The sequence below is a fragment of the Glaciimonas sp. CA11.2 genome, from assembly GCF_034314045.1.
In the GTDB taxonomy this organism is placed as follows: domain Bacteria; phylum Pseudomonadota; class Gammaproteobacteria; order Burkholderiales; family Burkholderiaceae_D; genus Glaciimonas.
This window is the reverse complement of sequence record NZ_JAVIWL010000001.1, coordinates 2,450,826-2,470,576: the sequence shown is the minus strand read 5'-3', so window position 1 is coordinate 2,470,576 and position 19,751 is coordinate 2,450,826. Positions and strand designations below refer to the sequence as shown.

Below are 19,751 nucleotides of genomic sequence, written 5' to 3'. Positions count from 1 at the left end.
CATGTCAACCCTCAATCATTCACCGCCTCAACGCCGTGTAAGAATAGGTGGCGAATATAATCCAATTTACCGACCCAATTAGTCAGTGATCTGAAACCCGCTTGCATCAATGCGAATACTGTTCGATTACGCCTATCAATACTTGTTCATAATGCAGCTTTTGAATCGGTATCAACGGCAAGCTTGCGTAATACGTAGGCCGCGGCGGCCAGCCCAAAGCTCGCCGTGACGACGACTGCAGAGCCATAACCCGCACAATTTAAACCCGTGACTGAGGTATTAACAGAAGTGTTTGCCTTGTCATCAATTGCGCAAACATCTTCATTAACAGGTAGGCGCACAGGTTCAGTCGAAAATACAGCATCAATACCAAATTTACTTTTTTCACCGCGCGGGAATCGGTGCTGCGAGCGAAGCAGCTTACGTACCTTGGCCAGCAACGGTTCTTGCTCCGTGCGTGCCAAATCGCGAATTTCAATGCGGGTTGGATCTAATTGCCCCCCCGCGCTGCCAATGGTAATCAAGCCAATAGCGTGATCACGGCAATAGGCGATTATTGCCGTCTTGGCGCGTACATTGTCGATGGCGTCAATCACATAATCATAGCGCTTGCCACCCAGCATTTCCTCGAGGTTATCGATCGTCACAAAATCTTCCACTTCAGTGACCTGGCAATACGGATTGATCTGTTTAATGCGCTCTGCCAACGCGGTCACTTTGGCCTGTCCTAGCGTATCGGTAAGCGCATGGATCTGGCGATTGACGTTAGACTCCGCCAAATTATCCAGATCGATCATGGTCAGATGGCCGACTGCGCTACGCGCCAGCGCTTCAACCGCCCACGAACCCACACCGCCTACCCCTATAATGCAGACATTCGCTAGCCGAAAACGCGCCAGCGCTGGCGCACCGTAAAGGCGAGCGATACCACCAAAGCGACGGTCGAAATCGAACTCCTCTGCGCTGGTGGAATCGGGATGAACAGACACGTTGACGGGCAAAACGGATGAAGACATAAGTGTTTACAAAGAGTAGGATAATAAATGACGATTAAACAACAATTGAAATTCTATTTTGCAACAATTGTGGCAAAAACAGGCAAGTAACAGAAAATGAACCGACAACATAAAAGCATGGGCAAGTGATGAAAAAGCCACTATTGCGACATAATGTTGAAGGCTAACCAAAGCGTTCTGTGTTCTGCAATGCGCCGATTCAGGACTGATGATTAGCGTCCCTATTTTACCGATACATTCTTGCCAGCGTATTTCTATCATATCAGTCTGATTCTGATCGCGGATACTGCCTCTGACTGAATCAATTGATAAACACTATGTTGCACATTTTTTACGACCATCCTGACCTATTTTTACGCCATTTACGCTGCATCAGCACAAATGTTCTAATAGGATCTATTCATCAATTACGTATTCCTGCAACATGACACAAAACATGACGCACAATGATCATCAATCATCTTAATTAATCGTCACCAGGATAACTATGGAAAATTCACTTTTCGAAACAGCGCCCGATTTTGGTCAGCCGATTGCCGTCCTCAAACACTGCCATGAGCGAATCCGCAAACAACTTGCGACGCTTGAGCGGTTGCGAACACACTTGTCAGAACATGGCGCCAACCAAGAGGCGCAAGAAGCGGCAACCAGTATTCTGCGCTACTTCAATAAAGCTGCACCACATCATCACGACGATGAAGAGCAGGATTTATTTCCAATGCTGACAGCCACTGCAAAAGATGAAGATGCTGAGGTTTTGCGACGATTAGGGCCGGAAATTATTGATGAACACCAGCAAATGGCGCAACTCTGGCATCAGTTGAGCGCGCAACTGTTAGCGGTGCAATCCGGTCAAAGTGCTGAGCTTTCCGGTGACGACGTCTCACTTTTTTCGACTCTCTATCTGGCACATATGGAGAAGGAAGAAACGTGGATCGCGCCAATGGCAAAACGTATTTTTAGCGCCGCACAAATGACCCTGTTAGGAACAGCTATGCAACGCCGTAGAGGAATTTCCGTATGAGTATCGACACTAACAAGATCACCACGTCAATCGCCGATCTTCGCACCGACTATAGTCAAGCCAGCTTATCGAAAGCGGACACGCTCAGTGAGCCGCTGGCGCAATTTGAAAAATGGTTAGGCGAGGCTATCAAGGCACAAGTCCCGGAACCAAATTCGATGAGTCTGGCCACTGTCAACGAAAGCGGAAGGCCATCCTCGCGCATCGTACTGATAAAAAATTTCGATGCACAGGGCATCACATGGTTCACCAATTACGCCAGTCGAAAAGGTCAAGATCTTGCACACAATCCGTTTGCAGCGCTGCTCTTTCACTGGGTTGAATTAGAACGTCAGGTACGTCTGGAAGGACGTGTTGACCGTGTTTCGGAAGCCGAGAGCGATGCCTATTTTTCCAGTCGTCCATTGCGTAGTCAGATAGGTGCGATTGCTTCCGATCAGAGTCATCCAATCGCAAATCGCGCATTACTTGAGGCCCACTATTTAGAGGCCGAAAAAAAGTTTGGTGATCACCCGGAACGTCCAAAAAATTGGGGCGGATACAAACTTATTCCAGATACGGTAGAATTTTGGCAGGGTCGCCGATCTCGATTGCATGATCGCATTGTGTATCGGCTAAATATAAATGGTACTTGGCAACGAGAACGGTTGCAGCCATAACAGCGAATAAAAACAAATGATAAAGTGATCGCGAATGCCCACGAACAATGACTGAATGAAGCTTGCAAAAGCGTATTTTCGATAGTCGCAGTTATTATTCTGAGGAGAATAGAAAATGTTCTGGGAAAAAAAACTTGAAAATTGGGTGGAAGAAATCCGCACTCACGCTGCTTTGCCATTGCGGCTTGAATTGTGGAACGGGCAGCGTTTCGACTTCAGTAGCGCGCCCTCTCCCGACGTTACCATTCGCGTTCCTCATGCTTCTTCTCTCTCCTATCTGCTGACACCTTCATTATCAAATCTGGGCGAAGCGTATGTGGAAGGTAAAATCGAGGTTGAAGGCAAGCTCAAGGAAATCATTACCGTCGCAAATGGACTAGCCGCCGCCTATCTGAAGCCCGAAGGAAAATTTGGCCGAGTCACGCGCAGTATTCGCCACAACAAGGCTAAGGATGCTGAAGCGATTCATTATCACTACGACGTTTCGAATGCATTCTATCAATTGTGGTTAGATCAAAATATGGTCTATTCATGCGCCTATTTTGAGAACGGCGATGAAGATCTGTACACTGCACAAATTAAAAAAATTGATCATATTCTGACCAAAATTCAACTACAACCGGGTCAGACATTATTAGATATTGGTTGTGGATGGGGTGCGCTCGTGTTGCGTGCCGCACACAAATTCGGCGCCAAATGCGTGGGAGTAACACTCTCCGAAAATCAATACGCATTAGCCAAAGAACGCGTGGCCCAAGCTGGACTAACTGACCAAATTGAGATCCGTTTACAGGACTATCGTGATGTCACCGGAAAATTTGATCGGATCACCAGCGTTGGCATGTTTGAACACGTTGGCCTCAAAAATCTCCCGATGTATTTCTCGCGTATCCAATCACTGCTGGCAGACGATGGCGTGGCCATGAATCATGGCATCACCTCAACCGATATCGATAACGGTGAGTCACCATACGGTGGTGGCGAATTTATCGAAAAATATGTATTTCCTCATGGTGAATTACCCCATATTGGATTCGTTCTCAAAACAATGCAGGAAGGCGGCCTTGAGGTCATGGATGTCGAAAACCTGCGTCGCCATTATGCTAAAACGTGCAGCATATGGGCCGATAATATCGAGGCCCGCTCGGACGAAGTCAGGCAAGCTTCCGATGATCGTCGGTTTCGTATCTGGCGTCTGTATCTTGCCGGCAGTGCATATGGTTTTGAGCGCGACTGGATGTCGCTATATCAGGTCATCTGTCGAAAGTCTGGTCGCAGCGCTGCAACGCTACCCTGGTCACGCAAATATATTTACGATAGTGAGTAAAGATATTATCTGATAAGGAGGCTGACAACGCCGTCTGACCCTATCCGTATGCGATAAAATCGTTTCGGTTCAGTCGTTGTAAACACACTACCCCATGGCAACAATGAGACGGTAACCGCTTGGCTAAAGCGGACGTCTGCGACAATTGTCGGCCGTGGGTTCGGCCTCAAAAGCAGGCGTCTATGAAACGGTTCGCCATTGTTATATCAGACTAATTAAGTGGCAGTCGCAATATGACCGCGGTGCCCGCACCCAAGGCGCCCGAGATACTCAACTCGCCGCCAAAATGCCGGGTACGTTCATGCATGCCAAGAATTCCCCAGGATTTTCCGTCGCGTAATTGTTGCTTACCAATTCCTTTTCCATCGTCTTTAATTTTGACGATAATCGTGCGCTTATAGTGAAAAATTCTAATTTTTACCTGCTTCGCGCCAGCATGACGTACCACATTGGTGAGCGCTTCCTGAACGATGCGGAATAGCATGGTACTGCGGTCGGAATCCAAATCGACTCCAGCGGCACTTTCACTAATGCTCCACTGACATTGCAGCCCAGTGCGCTCTTCGATTATCCCGGCGTACCATTCCAACGCGGCCCAGACGCCCAGCTGATCCAAAACGCTTGGACGTAGTTCGGTTATCACTCGACGGACCGCTCCGATGGCCGCATCGGCTTGCTCAACCGCTTCTATCAGCAGCGGATCTTCAGGAAGCCCACCGCGTGCAGAACGGTCGATGGAAACGGAGACATTTGCCTTGATACCGGTAAGGACCGCTCCTAGATCGTCGTGGATGTCGCGTGCGATGCGTTTGCGCTCGTCTTCCTTAATACTTTCCTGATGATCGATGAGCTTCCGCAACGTTGATCGAGACTGAAACAGCTCGGTTTGCGCCTCTTCGAGGCACACCACCTTGTCAGTCAATTTTTGATTCAATCGACGCAGCTCAAGGCGCGCATGGCGCTGTTCGGTCTTATCACTGCCGTCTACAAAAATAGCGCTAACATCACCGTTGTGATCCTTGATCGGTTGAAATACAAAGTCCAGATGGTATTCCTTGATGCGGCCATCTACGCTATCTCTCAAATACACCGACATTTCATAAGCCAAAAATGGCTCGCCAGAAGCGAAAACTTGATCAAGCAATTTCACCAAGCCCTGACTTTCGAACTCTGGTACCGCTTGCCCTACCGTTTTTTCGAGTACGTCATACCGCGAAAAAAGGCGCATGAAGGCAGCATTGACAATATTGAACACATATTCAGGCCCTTTAAGAAGCGCCATAAAGCTGGGTGCGTGATCAAACATATGCTGTAATTGACCGGCTGCAAATTGGGTGGCTTTTAACAAAGTGATGTTTTCACGCTCGGCGAGAACCCGCCGCGTGGTTTCGGCAACGATCACAAATACGCCACGGACATCGCCCGCTTCATCCCGCGTTGGTGCGTAGATGACCGTAAAGTAGCGCGTTTCAGAGATGCCGGAAGGAGCAATCACATACTCTTGGTCTTCCAGATGTACGCGCTCCCCTGTGCTGAGTACACGGTTATAGAGGACCGCATTAAAGTCCCACACTTCGGGCCAGCAATCCCTGGTTCGCTGGCCGAACGCTGCGGGATGGCGCAGCCCAAGAATCGGTCGATAGGCATCGTTATAAATTTGGATTAAATCAGGTCCCCAAAGTACGATTGTCGGCAACGGCGAATCGAGCGCCATCGTGACAGCAATACGAAGGCTCGGAGGCCAATCAGACATTGGGCCAAGCGCGGTTTTGGACCAGTCCAGATGGCGCACAAGCGCCCCCATTTCGGTCCCCTCCGGCGGCCAGACGTTCGATGCAAAGACCAAGTCAATTCCTAATAGGAGCTTGTTTTTTAGTCGGTATGGACGTGCTGACCGGATGAATCCTGGTCAGATTTTTGTTCCTACAAAATGGTTGCGTCGTACGTCAAACAGCACGCTATTAAGCTTTGACCTTATCCATAAAGGTTTTCCGCAGTTTGGCAACTTTTGGCGCCACGACAAACGCGCAATATCCTTGAAGCGGGTGTTGTTTGAAATAGTTCTGGTGATAGTCTTCGGCCTTGAAATAGATTTCAACAGGCGATAGTTCTGTCACAATTGGTGCATCCCATACGCACGCCATCTCTGCCAATACATGCTTAGCGGTTTCTTTTTGTTCCGGCGACTGATAATAGATAACCGAACGATATTGCGTCCCGATATCGTTGCCTTGCCGGTTAAGTGTAGTGGGATCATGTATCGTAAAAAATATCTCCAGCAATGCACGAAAAGAAATGATTTCATTATCAAAGTTGATTAACACCACTTCTGCATGGCCAGTAGTGCCATCGCACACTTGTTCATAAGTCGGCTCCACGATATGCCCGCCGGTATAACCGGACTCAACATGTTCGACTCCTTTGATTTCCTGATAAACAGCTTCAAGACACCAAAAGCAACCACCGCCTAACACTGCAGTTTCGTTAGCCATACGCATTCCCCTGTGGATTTATCATTAATAGTGACTTTAACGTACTCCGTGCCCACGTGCATACTTTCCCTCATGATTTCACAGATTTCGGTATTCCAGAAATCTGGCGTAAAAAAAACCTCGATATGATCGAGGTTTTTTAGTCCGGCCCTAAGTTCAACCGTTGTTCCAGCCTTTACTTCAGCCCTTTCAGGGCCGAACTTGAGCAATTATTTAAAATTTGTAACCAACTGACAAGAAGCTGACGATAGGGTCTAGTGTCAGCTTCGTAGTGCTGTGCACATCGCCACTTGGCGTACTTGTAGTCAAGTCGGCTCTTGTTTTCAACGGAATGTAAGAAACCGAGAGACCGACAGACCAATGCGCATCGAAATTGTAGCTAGCACCGGCACTGATAACGGGTGCCAAAGAACTGCTTAAATCAGCGCTGGTACGCAAAGCACCGGTTTGACCGCGACTGATAACGCCGCTCAACTTCTGTTGAAAACCATTATCCAATTGCACATCGGTATACCAGACATACGTAGCACCAGCACCTACGAATGGACGAAATTGGCTATTTTTATCACCGAAGTAATATTTGACCAAAACCGCTGGACTCCACTGCTTAGCCGAACCGATATGGGTTCCTTGAAGAATGCCTTGGCCATCCAGTTTGAATTTTGGCGGTATTCCGGCATCGGCAGATAACACCCAATTATCGGTAAAGAAATGACTGAATTGCAAACCGAGAGTGTCTGCATTGCCAACACCAGCGCCAGTATTGGGAATAGTTTGGCCAGAAACACTCAGGTTTTGACTTGAGTCCTGTGGTGCCAAATGAAACCAACCCAAGCCAACAATATTATCGCCAGCCTGCTGCGCCATAGCGGGTAAAGCAGCCATTGTCAGCAAGGTTAACGCTGCGATTTTTGGTAGTACAGAAAAATGTTTCTTCATGCGTCTTCTCCAGGATTGACTTAAATCAAATGTAAATAGTGCGTTGGGTTTTGTTCCCTGCAACTACTGTCATTACTATTTCGGCGCCTGCCAATGAACAAGGATTAATCCGGCGGCGCTCTATTATTATTTATTTTTAGTTATAGGCATATAGCTATTAGATGATATTGTCGCAATTCATCATTACACTTTGCCATTAAAAAGAACGTGCGTGCTATTCTTCTTTAAGCACTATGCCAGCTTTAAATCTTTTTGACTATACTTGGGGTGTGGTATTTTTTCCTCAAAGCCACTACAGATGCTTGTATTGGGAAAATTTATCTGTCAAAGCATATGCGGCGCGGCGCAGGCGATCGTTAATGCCCTGCCAGGCATTGTCCTGAGGCGGTGCCTCGACGACAATCATATCGGCCCCGGCTTGATCAAGGTCACGCAAGGCGGCGTATAAATTATGAGCATAGCCATGCGGAGCTTCAGGCATCGGATAGTGAGCGACTAGCGGGACAGTTTTCTCCGCGCCAGCCGAGTAAGAAATCAAAGCCAGTCGTTGTCCATCTTGATGCATTTGCGATAAAGCTGCCAGCAAATCCACCGGCGCTATCTGTAATACCGGTGTTAGTGGCGCGTAATGTGATTCCAGCGTCCCTGAGGCACGCGGTGCACCACTATCTGCGGCGTGAACGGGTGCGCCTAACACTGCGGCGATTTCTGCTGTACTGATGTCGCCAGGTCGCAAAAGCACCGGTCCATGAGTCGCTATTCGGGATAAGTCGATGATGGTGGACTCAATCCCGACCTCGCTCTGCCCACCGTCCAACACATACGCAATGGGGCTGTTGACCCCGTCACCAAATTCATCGCGTACGTGCTGCGCAGTGGTGGGACTGACGTGACCGAATTTGTTGGCAGATGGACCCGCAATGCCGCCCTTCCCAGCTTTGAACTCGCGCAGCAAAGCTTGCGCAACAGGATGCGAAGGACAGCGAATACCAATGGAAGTCTGCCCGCCGGAAAGCGCACTGGAAACATGATCTGCACGCTGCAAAATCAGCGTCAGCGGTCCAGGCCAAAATGCCGTAATCAACTGATACGCTTGCGGTGGAATAGCCTGCGCCCAAAAGCCAAGATCTGCCTCCGGTGCGATATGCACGATGACAGGATGATTTGAAGGGCGCCCTTTGGCTGCGTAAATATTCGCTACCGCTGCGGGATTTTCTGCGTCTGCACCAAGACCGTAGACCGTCTCACTTGGAAACGCAACCAACTCACCCGCTTCCAACATGCGCGCCGCACGCTGGATCGCCTTGATATCAATGATCAAAGCGTCGGTTGAGGTTGTAGAGCCAGCTTTAGAAGCGTCTTTAGGGGCGGCTTTAGAAGCAAGCTCAGGCATGCCAGAGTTCAAACGAGGATCAGATGGCACATTCATTACAAAACAATACCTAGAATAGCGCAAGCGGTAACCAGTTGCGCATTTGCCTGGGCCAGACTCGGGGCGACGAAGGTGATATGGCCCATCTTGCGGGCGCGGCGGGCTTCCGTTTTGCCATATAAATGCAGCGCTGCACCGGGAAGCGCCGCGATCTTATCCCAGGCTGGTTCGCGAGCCTCATCGCTGCCCGCGTCAAACCAAACGTCACCCAAAATATTTAGCATGATCGCAGGAGAGTGCTGTCTTACATCCCCCAGTGGCATCCGTGCCATCGCCCTAACCTGCTGTGCAAACTGGCTCGTAATGCATGCGTCGATAGTGTAATGACCGCTATTATGCGGACGCGGCGCCATCTCGTTGACCACCAGCGAACCGTCTGCCAACACAAAAAATTCGATGCATAGTACGCCAACATAACCAAGCTGCTCAATGATTGCCAGCGCCGCATTTTGTGCGCGCTCCGCCGCTTCCACACCGACATTTGGTCCTGGCACAGTCGTCGTGAACAAGATGCCGTCGCGATGGACGTTCTCCGCAATCGGATACACGACGGCCTGCCCGTCCACGCCGCGCGCAACCAATACCGACACTTCATATGCCAATGGCAGCATTTTTTCTAGGACGCAGTGGACGCCGTTCATTTCCGAATAGGCTGCACGTAACGCATCCAAATCAGTCACCCGGGATTGCCCCTTGCCGTCATAACCCAAGCGGACTGTTTTCAATATTCCGGGGAAGAGATCGGCAGGTACGCTGTCAATGTCAGCCAGTGACGCAATGCTTTTATAGGGTGCAGGAAGTACTTTTGAACGGACGCTGCATTGCGTGAAGAACTCTTTTTCTACGATGCGATCCTGCGCGATGGAAACGCACGCAGCCTTCGGTGCGATGAAGGTACTTTCGGCTAAAAATGCCAGACTATGATGCGACACATTTTCAAACTCTGTCGTTACGGCCACACATAACGCGGCCAGTTCTGCCAGAGCAACTTCGTCATCGTAATCTGCCAAAACGTGCCGCTCCGCAACGTGAGCGGCGGGACAATCCTGAGCAGGTTCCAACACCGCAACCTTATAACCCATTGCTTGCGCCGCGTGTGCAAACATGCGCCCCAACTGACCGCCACCCATCACACCAAGCCATGTAGCCGGCGTCGTCGCTGGAATCAAGGCCGTATCATTCAAAGGTAAAGTTTGCTTCATACTTGCTTCTTGTTAGTTTGATCGAGTTTTGCTAACGGCTCACGCCGGAGGTAATGTCATGTCAAGTGCTGACTGCGTCTGTTTGGCGCGAAACGACAGCAACTTTTCGGCTAGCACATCATCAGTGCAAGCCAACATTGCTATCGCAGACAAAGCTGCATTTGCCGCACCGGCCTCACCAATTGCATAGGTTGCCACCGGAATCCCTTTGGGCATCTGGACGATCGACAACAACGAATCTTCGCCCCGCAAATACTTTGAGGGCACCGGCACACCCAGCACCGGTACGATGGTTTTAGCCGCGATCATGCCGGGCAGATGCGCAGCGCCACCCGCACCAGCAATGATCGCCCGCAAGCCACGCTCACGCGCTGTCTCGGCATAGGCAAACATCTGATCCGGCATGCGATGTGCGGAAATCACCTGCGCTTCATGCGCGACGCCAAACTCCGTCAATATCGCGACGGCGTGTTGCATCACATCCCAGTCAGAGGACGAACCCATGACCACACCGATCAGCGGTGATTCTTTTTGGCTTGCGTCCATCATTACTCCTTCAGTTTTTGACCGGTCAGGCTTTCTAACGCCTCCCGATATTTCGCACCGGTTTTTTCGATGACATCGACCGGCAATGCTGGCGCGGGTGCTGTCTTGTGCCAACTTGTGACTGTCTCAAGATAATCACGCACAAACTGCTTGTCAAATGATGGCGGAGAAATGCCGACCGCGTAACTTTCTGCAGGCCAGAAACGCGACGAATCAGCCGTCAACACTTCATCCATCAAATGCAACACGCCCTGTTGGTCGAGACCGAATTCAAATTTGGTATCAGCGATGATAATGCCACGCGTGGCAGCGTATTCGGCTGCGGTTTTGTATAACTCAATACTGATTTCACGAATTTTAGCCGAGAGTTCAGTACCGATCCGGCGCTCCATATCGTCGTAACTAATGTTTTCATCATGCTCACCCATTTCGGCTTTGGCCGCTGGCGTGAAAATTGGCTCATCCAGTTTTGCTGCCTGTTGCAATCCAGCGGGTAAAGTCACGCCGCAAATTGCACCGGTTGCCTGGTAATCTTTCCATCCCGAACCAATGATATAACCACGCACCACCGCCTCGACCATGATTGGCTCCAGACGCTTTGCAACAACTGCACGACCACGAACCTGATCCACTTCATCCGGCGCAACGACGCTTTCGGGTGCAATGCCCGTCAGATGGTTCGGTACGATGCCAGCCAGTTTCTCAAACCAGAAATCACTCATCTGATTCAATACCTTGCCTTTGCCGGGAATCGGCTCACTCATCACGACATCAAAGGCAGATAAGCGGTCTGTGGTCAGTATCAAAATTTTATCAGTGCCGACCGCGTAGTTGTCGCGCACTTTTCCGGTACCCAGCAGTGGCAACGACTTAATGGAAGATTTATATAGGCTTGTCATGGTGGTTCCAAAAGTAGAAACCAGGCGGGGAGAATAATCTCCGCCTGGTCTTTTAATGTCGATTATTACGCATTCAACGATTTATTGCATGTTCACCAGCTTGTTACACGTTCACTGACATTTTTAAGATCGGTTTGCGGGTAGGCACAAAAGCGACAGATTGAAGGATAAATAAAATACAAAATAGGCCACATAAAAATTCACATTAAGGCCTATTCCGCATTCTCCATTATTGCTTCTACCATCGCGCTCCGCTCACCACGCGTGTCCGATCTTAAATCAGTCTTTATTGAACGATCTGGGAAAGTTCGCCTTTTTTGTACTTGTCTGCAATTTTTTCCAATGACATTGGTTTGATCTTGGCGGCCATACCTTCACAACCGAACGCCAGGAAACGCGCCTTTACCACTGCTTTAGCCGCTTCACGTGCTGGCTTCAGATAATCACGTGGATCAAATTTGCTTGGATTTTCAATCAAATAGCGGCGAATCGCACCGGTCATTGCCAGACGGATATCGGTATCGATATTGATCTTGCGAACGCCGTGACGAATACCTTCCTGAATCTCTTCAACTGGAACACCGTAGGTTTCTTTCATATCGCCACCAAATTCACGAATTTCCGCTAACAATTCTTGCGGCACCGACGAAGAGCCGTGCATCACCAGATGGGTATTTGGGATACGTACGTGGATTTCCTTGATACGCTCGATGGCCAGAATATCGCCCGTTGGCTTGCGCGAAAATTTGTAAGCGCCATGCGAAGTACCAATCGCAATTGCCAGTGCATCACATTGTGTTTTCTGAACAAAATCTGCTGCCTGAGCAACGTCAGTCAGCAACTGTTCACGCGTCATTTTGCCATCGGCGCCGTGACCGTCTTCTTTGTCACCCATCATGGTTTCCAAAGAGCCTAGCACGCCCAGTTCAGCTTCAACCGTCACACCAATGGCGTGCGAAAATTCAACGACTTTACGTGATACTTCGACGTTGTATTCGTAACTCGCAACCGTTTTACCGTCTGCGGTCAATGAGCCGTCCATCATCACCGATGTAAAGCCCGAACGAATCGCCGCCATACAGACCGATGGCGTCTGGCCGTGATCCTGATGCATCACTACGGGAATGTGCGGGTAGGCTTCAACCGCTGCCTCAATCAGGTGACGCAAAAATGCTTCGCCAGCATATTTGCGTGCGCCAGCCGAAGCTTGCATGATGACCGGTGCGCCGACTTCATCGGCGGCTTCCATGATCGCGGTGATTTGTTCCAGATTATTAACGTTGAACGCTGGGATACCATAACTATTTTCAGCTGCATGATCGAGCAATTGACGCATGGATACGAGAGGCATATTGATACTCCGATAGTAATAAAATAGGTGTGCGTCGATGAATCAGTATTCACCGATCTTCATGATTTTGAATGCATTCGTGCCGCCGATCTGGCCCATTGGCTCACCCCACGTCAACACCACGAGATCACCGGGTTGTACCGCGCCTTGCGCCACCAGCAGATGTTGCGCATCTTTCAGGACCGCTTCACGGTCTGTTGATTTGGCGAGTTCCAGGCTTGTTACGTTGCGATACAGCGCGGCCTTGCGACGGGTCTGAACGCTTGGCGTAAGCGCAAAAATTGGGATATCGATGTTATGCCGACTCATCCACAGCGCGGTCGAACCGGATTCGGTCAACGCCGCAATTGCCTTGACGCGCAAATGATGCGCGGTAAATAGCGCGCCGTAAGCAATCGACTGATCGATGCGGGTAAAAGTCACATTCAGGAAATCGGCATCGAGCTTGCAGTCTTCCGATTTTTCCGCTTCCAGACAAATGGCCGCCATGGCTTCCACCGTCTCTACCGGATAACGCCCGGATGCTGTTTCTGCCGAGGTCATAACAGCATCGGTGCCATCCAGTACCGCATTAGCAACATCCGATACTTCAGCCCGTGTCGGCACTGCATTCACAATCATCGACTCCATCATCTGGGTTGCCGTAATCGTGAGTTTGTTCGATGCACGTGCCATTCTGATCATACGCTTTTGCAACGCCGGTACCGCCGCATTACCAACTTCTACCGCCAGATCGCCCCGCGCCACCATAATACCGTCGGAAGCGTCCAGAATCGATTGCAAAACAGGAATCGCTTCGGCCCGTTCGATCTTGGCGATCATCATCGGTTTGTGGTTGTAGGCTTCGCCAGCCACGTTCGCCAATTGCCGCGCCATTTCCATATCGGTGGCGTTTTTTGGGAATGATACGGCGACATAATCTGCCTGGAAACTCATTGCCGTCTTGATGTCGTCCATATCCTTAGAAGTTAACGCCGGTGCAGATAGACCGCCACCCTGACGATTAATTCCCTTGTTATTTGACAACTCACCACCAATCTTGACCACGGTATGAATCTCGTTGCCGATTATCCGCTCAACCACCAACACGATAAGGCCATCATTTAATAACAGCACATCAGCAACTTTCAGGTCGCGCGGCAGTGCTTTGTAGTCAAGTCCGGCTCGATCCTGGTTGCCAAGTTCACAATCGGAATCGAGTATAAATTTAGACCCATTTACCAGCTCAATCTTGCCATTTTCGAACTTACCAACGCGAATTTTCGGACCTTGCAAATCGGCCATGATCGCTACCTGACGACCGCACTTAGCCGCTATTTCACGCACCAGCAGGGCGCGATCAATATGGTCCTGCGCCTTGCCATGCGAAAAATTTAAACGTACTACATCGACACCTGCGTTAAACATCCGCGTTAAAGTCTCGGCATCGCTTGATGCAGGTCCGATAGTGGCGACGATCTTGGTAGCTCTTTGCATGACAACCTTTATGTGAAGTGAGTACTTAAAACTACGTTAAAAACCACGTTAATGCTAAGTCATCTGCTTCGGCAGATTTTAGTTTTACTCCCTATTTTCACTCCCACCTACTAATTGCTACTTAAGTATTGCTACCTCACTGCTCGCTAAGATCTGCAATGTCTTAACATTTATTCAGTCAGGAACCACGCGCCAAGAGAAACATCATCTAAAGCGCCGGCGCATAAATATTACCAATGCATGACCAACGCGCCGGAACGTCAACAGCATTCTAGCCGGCAGCGCGCTGTTCCAAAATTTCTACCGCAGGCAATGTCCGACCTTCCAAAAATTCCAGAAAAGCGCCGCCGCCGGTCGAGATGTAACCAATCTTGTCGGCAATCTGGTATTTCGCTATCGCCGCCAGCGTGTCGCCACCGCCAGCAATCGAAAAGGCTTTCGAGTTTGCTATCGCCAACGCCAGCACTTTTGTGCCTTCGCCAAACTGGTCGAATTCAAATACGCCTACGGGACCATTCCACACCACGGTACCAGCCTTCGCAATTTGCTCGGCCAATATAGCGGCTGTTTTAGGCCCGATATCCAGAATCATATCGTCATCTTCAACGTCTTTAACGTCTTTTACAACGGCAGTTGCTGCCGCCGAAAATTCTTTAGAGCACACGACGTCAACCGGAATTGGCACCGATGCACCGCGCTGGGCCATCAGATCAATAATAGCCTTCGCATCATCGACCAAATCGACTTCTGCCAAAGATTTACCGATTTTGAAGCCAGCTGCCAGCAAAAACGTGTTCGCAATGCCACCGCCAACGATAAGATTATCGACCTTATCCGACAACGCTTTGAGTATAGTCAGTTTGCTCGACACTTTAGAGCCAGCGACAATCGCCACCAAAGGACGAGCGGGTTGATTGAGTGCCTTGCCAAGCGCGTCCAGTTCTGCAGCTAGCAAAGGGCCAGCGCAGGCAATTGGTGCAAATTTGGCGATTCCGTGCGTTGTTGCTTCAGCCCGATGCGAGGTACCAAATGCATCGTTGACGTAAATGTCACAAAGGGCGGCCATCTTTTGCGCCAACGCGTCGTCATTCTTTTTTTCGCCTTTATTGACCCGGCAATTTTCTAGCAATACAACCTGACCCTGCGCCACTTCAACACCGTCAACCCAGTTTTGACGCAATTCGACAGGCTGATCTAATAGTTCCGCCATACGGGCAGCAATCGGTGCAAGCGTGTCAGCTGGCTGAAAGTCGCCCTCGGTCGGTCGCCCTAAATGAGAGGTCACCATCACCGCCGCACCAGCGTCGAGCGCCATGCGGATCGCCGGAATTGAGGCGCGAATGCGGGTATCCTCAGAAATACTACCGTTGTTATTTTGTGGCACGTTAAGGTCAGCGCGGATGAACACACGCTTTCCCTGAAGTTGGTCTTGCGCGATCAAGTCGCTCAGTCGATTAAATTTCATGTCGATCAGGCAGATGTCCGGAGGAAAAGGCGTTATTTTACCCCACTCGCCCTATCAAAAACACCGTTTTGGCTTGACTTGCCTTTGAGCATTACGATTAAGCAACATAATCCAAACCAAAATCCCCACTTGCTTTAATTACGCCGATCAAAGTGAGGTTAACAGTCACCTAACCAAGGGCTTTGCTAATATTTTCCCACCACCCCACGTTGCTACGACAATAAGGGAAGATGGCGTCGTTTCGATCAACGATGCAGGATCATCACGCCAGTCAGGAAGCGTTATCAATGTGAACAAATTAGCCCTAAACCAACTTTACCGCGTTATTTAGCGTTATCAACTTTAAAACGCCTTGGCCCCAACAATGCATTGTCACAACAAAAGAAAAGCCAAACAAAGTTGCGGCGGAACTGCGATTCTTAAGGGTGACGGTGTTCTGAATCCGTTAAAATGTTCAGACAATGTTGTTGCTTGTCGCGCTAAACACGGTTCGACAATCCCCAATGACAGAATCACCGGAGATTTCACTATGTCTATGGCAGACCGCGACGGGAAAATTTGGAAGGATGGTCAATTAATCGATTGGCGTGATGCCAATATTCACGTATTAACGCACTCGTTGCATTACGGTATGGCGGTCTTTGAGGGTGTACGTGCTTACAAGACGCCGGAAGGAACGGCGATTTTTCGGCTGAAGGAGCATACACAGCGCCTGTTGAACTCGGCTAAAATTTTTCAGATGAAGGTGCCTTACGATTTACAGACTTTAATCGACGCGCAGCTGCAAGTGGTTCGCGAAAATAAGTTGGAATCCTGCTACATGCGCCCGCTAGTCTGGATCGGCTCGGAAAAATTAGGTATCTCGGCAAAGGGCAACACTATCCATGTCGCCATCGCGGCGTGGCCATGGGGTGCGTATCTGGGTGACGATGGTTTGGCTAAAGGTATTCGCGTCAAGACATCCTCATTCAGCCGCCATCATGTCAATGTATCGCTGGTGCGGGCAAAGGCGAGCGGCTATTACATCAACTCGATCCTGGCAAATCAGGAAGCGCTGACCGATGGCTACGATGAGGCTTTACTGCTGGACACCGACGGCTATGTATCCGAAGGTTCTGGCGAGAACGTTTTTATCGTCAAGAACGGCAAAATTTATACTCCCGATCTCGCATCCTGTCTCGACGGCATCACGCGTGACGCCGTGTTGACGATGGCCCACGATAGCGGTATCGAGGTCATCGAGAAACGTATCACCCGCGATGAAGTCTATTGCAGCGACGAAGCATTCTTCACCGGCACGGCTGCCGAAATCACACCGATCCGCGAGCTGGACAACCGCACCATTGGTGAAGGCAAACGCGGTCCGATCACGGAGAAAATTCAAAGTATGTTTTTTGATGTGGTTGGGGGTAAATCGTCCAAATATAAAGAATGGCTGACGTTAGTTTAAATCAGCCCCAATAGGTAGTGTCACGTGAGAACCGACTTGTGAAGGTTAGTTGTTACGTGGCATAGCACATTATCATCACCACTTAGCAAACGGCAATCCGGAGAATTAAATGAGTACAGTAACAAACCCGCAAGCAGTCGTCGAACTCGATGCAAAAGACTTACCGGCACATTGCCCGAACCCGCTGATGCCGATATGGTCTTCACATCCCCGTGTCTTTTTGGATATGAGTAAAACCGGAAGTGCCAAATGTCCATATTGCGGCACAAATTATGCAATGAAGGCTGGCGCTGTCATTAAAGGTCACTAAAAAGATCACTAAAGGCATATCAGATGTAGACCGTTAAAAATCACGAATGACAACGCACTGATAAAGATTAACGGACGGCATTTTCGGTCGTTATTTGGAGTCTGATTTATGTTGTAACAGGAGTAAGCATGCCACGCGCAAAACTAATACACGGCACAGCCGATGACGCCGAAACCGCATTTTACGACGCACTGAGCCGCGCCGACATTGAGGCAATGATGGCGTTGTGGGCAGATGATGAAGAAATCGTTTGTGTCCATCCAGGCGCCCCGCGTCTGGTCGGCCATGCGGCAATTCGTGGCGCGTATGAGACCTTGTTTGAACGCGGTGGCGTGCATATCAGAGCCCGCCAAGTTCACGTCTCGCACAACATGTCTACCAGCATTCATAACCTCGTTGAAGATATAAACCGAAGCGGCGAACAAAGCCAGGAGATGCATATCCTGACCACCAACGCCTACATGAAAACGCCAAGCGGTTGGCGCATCGTATTGCACCACGCGTCGATTGCACCCGGTCAGGCACCCGAAGATATTTTGGCGGCAAACCTGCTTCATTAAAACTGCAATGCGGAGGTGAGGCCGCATGGAGTCGCGCTCGTCTGTATTCATGTCTTTCACCCGGTAGCGATCAATTTGTAAAAAACTCTGTACCTCCTAGTAATACTGATCCATCGACCTGAAAACATTTATCCAGCGTTGCAGTATCGGTCATCGCCATTCCGGTTTTTGCAGATCGGCATAGTCGCTTCGGTCAGCCCGCACAAATGTATGGATCATCAAAATTAGTCGACGGTAACGGGAACATCCGCATTGCGGTACAGTGGTGGTAGTACTGAGGAAATAACGTCATAAAATGATGTAATAACCAATATAATAAACAGTGCAATAAACCCCAAATAGCCGAGTAATCCAATACCTGGCCCGGGCTGTTGCGCAGTGTACCTATGCGCACAACTGCATGCTCACTAAAACCAGATGATATCCGCCCTTCCCTATTCCCCTTACATCGCCCCGTTATGGCTACCGGGTGGACATCTGCAAACAATCTATCCGTCGACGTGCATTGCCAAACCGGAGGTCGCTTATCGCCGCGAGCGCTGGACCGCTCCGGATGGCGATTTTATTGATATTGACTTCGTTGACGGACAGCCGGGCAAACCCATGATCGTCATGTTTCATGGTCTGGAGGGCTCGTCCGCCAGCCATTACTCGCGCGCGATGATGGCTTATGCGGCTTCTCTTGGCTGGTCCGGCGCGGCCCCGCATTTTCGCGGCTGTTCAGGTGAAATTAATCTGGCCCCACGCTTTTATCACTCCGGCGATACGGCAGAAGTAGATTGGATATTGCGACGATTAGCTGACTCACGTTCACAAAAAAAATTCAGCAAACTCTACGCGACGGGCGCTTCTATGGGCGGCAATGCATTACTTTGCTGGCTTGGCGAATCACAACAACAGGCCAACCTGATTGATGCTGCTTGCGCTATTTCAGCGCCACTTGATCTGGCGGGCGGTGGAAACGCGTTATCGCAGGGCTTTAATATGCTCTATACACGTGTTTTTCTGCGCACTATGAAAACTAAAGCGCTTGATAAGCTGGCGCAATTTCCAAGTTTATTTGATCGTGAACGCATGCTTAGCGCTACTAATTTGCATGCGTTCGATAACGTCGTCACCGCGCCGTTACACGGGTTTCGTGATGCAGACGATTATTGGAATCGGGCTAGTGCAAAGCATGTTTTGAGCGACATTGTCGTACCAACGTTGATACTCAATGCCCAGAATGACCCATTTCTTCCGCCGCGCCATTTGCCGCGCAGCGCAGCTTCTAGCGTCACGTTAGAATATCCGGCACAAGGTGGACACGTGGGCTTTCCGGTAGGTTCTCTACCGGGCCGCGTCGACTGGTTACCGCGGCGCGTTGTACAATTTCTATTGACCGCGTAGGACGATCTTTAAAAGCCTGATACACGAATCAATCTCGCATTTCCGATGCTCACCCACCTGTGGTCGCACCGATAACGCACGGATAATTTCTCAAGACGATTCTGGCATTGAGCATCAAGCGCGCTTACTATGGTTTTTAGGGCGCACTTAGCGCTCTCTTAAGAAGCTGAAAAGTATACTATTAACATGCGACAGATCGATAAAGGACCGCATC

18 protein-coding genes are annotated in these 19,751 nt (G+C 49.7%); 7 read left to right on the top strand and 11 right to left on the bottom strand.

Going from position 1 to position 19,751, the window contains the following annotated elements; all coding sequences use genetic code 11:
* Positions 1 to 146: 146 nt before the first annotated feature.
* Entirely contained in the window at positions 147 to 1,016 is an 870-nt protein-coding gene (gene tcdA, locus RGU75_RS10625) for a tRNA cyclic N6-threonylcarbamoyladenosine(37) synthase TcdA (RefSeq protein ID WP_322235697.1), read from the bottom strand.
* A gap of 487 nt (positions 1,017 to 1,503) precedes the next feature.
* On the opposite strand from tcdA, the gene RGU75_RS10620 reads away from it, so the two are divergent.
* The 3 genes from RGU75_RS10620 (at position 1,504) to RGU75_RS10610 (ending at position 4,026) form a co-directional block, all read left to right on the top strand.
* Complete coding sequence (locus RGU75_RS10620; protein ID WP_322235695.1) at positions 1,504 to 2,040, top strand: hemerythrin domain-containing protein; 537 nt, start codon at positions 1,504 to 1,506, stop codon at positions 2,038 to 2,040.
* On the top strand, positions 2,037 to 2,699 hold the full coding sequence (pdxH, locus tag RGU75_RS10615; RefSeq protein WP_322235693.1) for a pyridoxamine 5'-phosphate oxidase: 663 nt from the start codon (positions 2,037 to 2,039) through the stop codon (positions 2,697 to 2,699). Before RGU75_RS10620 ends, pdxH begins: the two co-directional genes overlap by 4 nt.
* Positions 2,700 to 2,814: 115 nt before the next feature.
* Entirely contained in the window at positions 2,815 to 4,026 is a 1,212-nt protein-coding gene (locus RGU75_RS10610; RefSeq protein ID WP_322235691.1) for a cyclopropane-fatty-acyl-phospholipid synthase family protein, read from the top strand.
* A 211-nt stretch (positions 4,027 to 4,237) separates the two neighbouring features.
* On the opposite strand, the gene RGU75_RS10605 is transcribed toward RGU75_RS10610, so the two are convergent.
* The 10 genes from RGU75_RS10605 to RGU75_RS10560 all read right to left on the bottom strand — a co-directional run bounded on the left by RGU75_RS10605 (position 4,238) and on the right by RGU75_RS10560 (position 15,828).
* Positions 4,238 to 5,872: a PAS domain-containing protein gene (locus RGU75_RS10605; protein ID WP_322235689.1), complete on the bottom strand. Its 1,635-nt coding sequence runs from the start codon at positions 5,870 to 5,872 to the stop codon at positions 4,238 to 4,240.
* A gap of 115 nt (positions 5,873 to 5,987) precedes the next feature.
* Positions 5,988 to 6,518 (bottom strand): peptide-methionine (S)-S-oxide reductase MsrA, encoded by a 531-nt coding sequence (msrA, locus tag RGU75_RS10600; RefSeq protein WP_322235687.1) that lies wholly within the window; start codon positions 6,516 to 6,518, stop codon positions 5,988 to 5,990.
* Positions 6,519 to 6,731: 213 nt separating this feature from the next.
* On the bottom strand, positions 6,732 to 7,457 hold the full coding sequence (locus RGU75_RS10595; protein WP_322235685.1) for an OmpW/AlkL family protein: 726 nt from the start codon (positions 7,455 to 7,457) through the stop codon (positions 6,732 to 6,734).
* Positions 7,458 to 7,749: 292 nt separating this feature from the next.
* A complete protein-coding gene (locus RGU75_RS10590; protein ID WP_322235683.1) occupies positions 7,750 to 8,886 on the bottom strand; it encodes an L-threonylcarbamoyladenylate synthase in 1,137 nt (378 codons plus the stop codon).
* Complete coding sequence (locus RGU75_RS10585; protein ID WP_322235681.1) at positions 8,886 to 10,091, bottom strand: 5-(carboxyamino)imidazole ribonucleotide synthase; 1,206 nt, start codon at positions 10,089 to 10,091, stop codon at positions 8,886 to 8,888. The genes RGU75_RS10590 and RGU75_RS10585 overlap by 1 nt, the downstream gene beginning before the upstream one ends.
* A gap of 39 nt (positions 10,092 to 10,130) precedes the next feature.
* Positions 10,131 to 10,640, bottom strand: coding sequence for a 5-(carboxyamino)imidazole ribonucleotide mutase (purE, locus tag RGU75_RS10580; protein ID WP_416186805.1), 510 nt, complete (start codon positions 10,638 to 10,640; stop codon positions 10,131 to 10,133).
* The gene (locus RGU75_RS10575; RefSeq protein WP_322235680.1) at positions 10,640 to 11,536 is read right to left on the bottom strand and encodes a phosphoribosylaminoimidazolesuccinocarboxamide synthase; all 897 of its coding nucleotides are present in this window, start codon (positions 11,534 to 11,536) and stop codon (positions 10,640 to 10,642) included. Before RGU75_RS10575 ends, purE begins: the two co-directional genes overlap by 1 nt.
* 286 nt (positions 11,537 to 11,822) lie before the next feature.
* On the bottom strand, positions 11,823 to 12,887 hold the full coding sequence (fba, locus tag RGU75_RS10570; protein WP_322235678.1) for a class II fructose-bisphosphate aldolase: 1,065 nt from the start codon (positions 12,885 to 12,887) through the stop codon (positions 11,823 to 11,825).
* 42 nt (positions 12,888 to 12,929) lie between these two features.
* Positions 12,930 to 14,363, bottom strand: coding sequence for a pyruvate kinase (gene pyk / locus RGU75_RS10565; protein WP_322235676.1), 1,434 nt, complete (start codon positions 14,361 to 14,363; stop codon positions 12,930 to 12,932).
* 271 nt (positions 14,364 to 14,634) lie between these two features.
* Entirely contained in the window at positions 14,635 to 15,828 is a 1,194-nt protein-coding gene (locus tag RGU75_RS10560; RefSeq protein WP_322235674.1) for a phosphoglycerate kinase, read from the bottom strand.
* A 529-nt stretch (positions 15,829 to 16,357) separates the two neighbouring features.
* Between RGU75_RS10560 and RGU75_RS10555 the strand changes: the two genes are divergently transcribed.
* The 4 genes from RGU75_RS10555 to RGU75_RS10540 all read left to right on the top strand — a co-directional run bounded on the left by RGU75_RS10555 (position 16,358) and on the right by RGU75_RS10540 (position 19,537).
* Positions 16,358 to 17,278 carry a branched-chain amino acid transaminase gene (locus RGU75_RS10555; RefSeq protein WP_322235672.1) on the top strand — a complete coding sequence of 307 codons (921 nt, stop codon included), beginning with the start codon at positions 16,358 to 16,360 and terminating at the stop codon, positions 17,276 to 17,278.
* A 109-nt stretch (positions 17,279 to 17,387) separates the two neighbouring features.
* On the top strand, positions 17,388 to 17,588 hold the full coding sequence (locus RGU75_RS10550; protein WP_322235670.1) for a zinc-finger domain-containing protein: 201 nt from the start codon (positions 17,388 to 17,390) through the stop codon (positions 17,586 to 17,588).
* Positions 17,589 to 17,716: 128 nt separating this feature from the next.
* Entirely contained in the window at positions 17,717 to 18,148 is a 432-nt protein-coding gene (locus RGU75_RS10545; RefSeq protein ID WP_322235669.1) for a YybH family protein, read from the top strand.
* A gap of 417 nt (positions 18,149 to 18,565) precedes the next feature.
* Complete coding sequence (locus RGU75_RS10540; protein ID WP_322235667.1) at positions 18,566 to 19,537, top strand: YheT family hydrolase; 972 nt, start codon at positions 18,566 to 18,568, stop codon at positions 19,535 to 19,537.
* Positions 19,538 to 19,751: the final 214 nt, after the last annotated feature.

Bases quoted from the DNA above. Each gene is read 5' to 3' on its own strand.
- RGU75_RS10610 (WP_322235691.1), top strand. From the start codon at position 2,815: ATGTTCTGGGAAAAAAAACTTGAAAATTGGGTGGAAGAAATCCGCACT.
- RGU75_RS10545 (WP_322235669.1), top strand. From the start codon at position 17,717: ATGCCACGCGCAAAACTAATACACGGCACAGCCGATGACGCCGAAACC.
- RGU75_RS10590 (WP_322235683.1), bottom strand. From the start codon at position 8,886: ATGAATGTGCCATCTGATCCTCGTTTGAACTCTGGCATGCCTGAGCTT.
- RGU75_RS10595 (WP_322235685.1), bottom strand. From the start codon at position 7,457: ATGAAGAAACATTTTTCTGTACTACCAAAAATCGCAGCGTTAACCTTG.
- RGU75_RS10550 (WP_322235670.1), top strand. From the start codon at position 17,388: ATGAGTACAGTAACAAACCCGCAAGCAGTCGTCGAACTCGATGCAAAA.
- pdxH (WP_322235693.1), top strand. From the start codon at position 2,037: ATGAGTATCGACACTAACAAGATCACCACGTCAATCGCCGATCTTCGC.
- RGU75_RS10585 (WP_322235681.1), bottom strand. From the start codon at position 10,091: ATGAAGCAAACTTTACCTTTGAATGATACGGCCTTGATTCCAGCGACG.
- purE (WP_416186805.1), bottom strand. From the start codon at position 10,640: ATGATGGACGCAAGCCAAAAAGAATCACCGCTGATCGGTGTGGTCATG.
- RGU75_RS10620 (WP_322235695.1), top strand. From the start codon at position 1,504: ATGGAAAATTCACTTTTCGAAACAGCGCCCGATTTTGGTCAGCCGATT.
- RGU75_RS10540 (WP_322235667.1), top strand. From the start codon at position 18,566: ATGATATCCGCCCTTCCCTATTCCCCTTACATCGCCCCGTTATGGCTA.
- fba (WP_322235678.1), bottom strand. From the start codon at position 12,887: ATGCCTCTCGTATCCATGCGTCAATTGCTCGATCATGCAGCTGAAAAT.
- tcdA (WP_322235697.1), bottom strand. From the start codon at position 1,016: ATGTCTTCATCCGTTTTGCCCGTCAACGTGTCTGTTCATCCCGATTCC.
- RGU75_RS10575 (WP_322235680.1), bottom strand. From the start codon at position 11,536: ATGACAAGCCTATATAAATCTTCCATTAAGTCGTTGCCACTGCTGGGT.
- RGU75_RS10560 (WP_322235674.1), bottom strand. From the start codon at position 15,828: ATGAAATTTAATCGACTGAGCGACTTGATCGCGCAAGACCAACTTCAG.
- msrA (WP_322235687.1), bottom strand. From the start codon at position 6,518: ATGGCTAACGAAACTGCAGTGTTAGGCGGTGGTTGCTTTTGGTGTCTT.
- pyk (WP_322235676.1), bottom strand. From the start codon at position 14,363: ATGCAAAGAGCTACCAAGATCGTCGCCACTATCGGACCTGCATCAAGC.
- RGU75_RS10555 (WP_322235672.1), top strand. From the start codon at position 16,358: ATGTCTATGGCAGACCGCGACGGGAAAATTTGGAAGGATGGTCAATTA.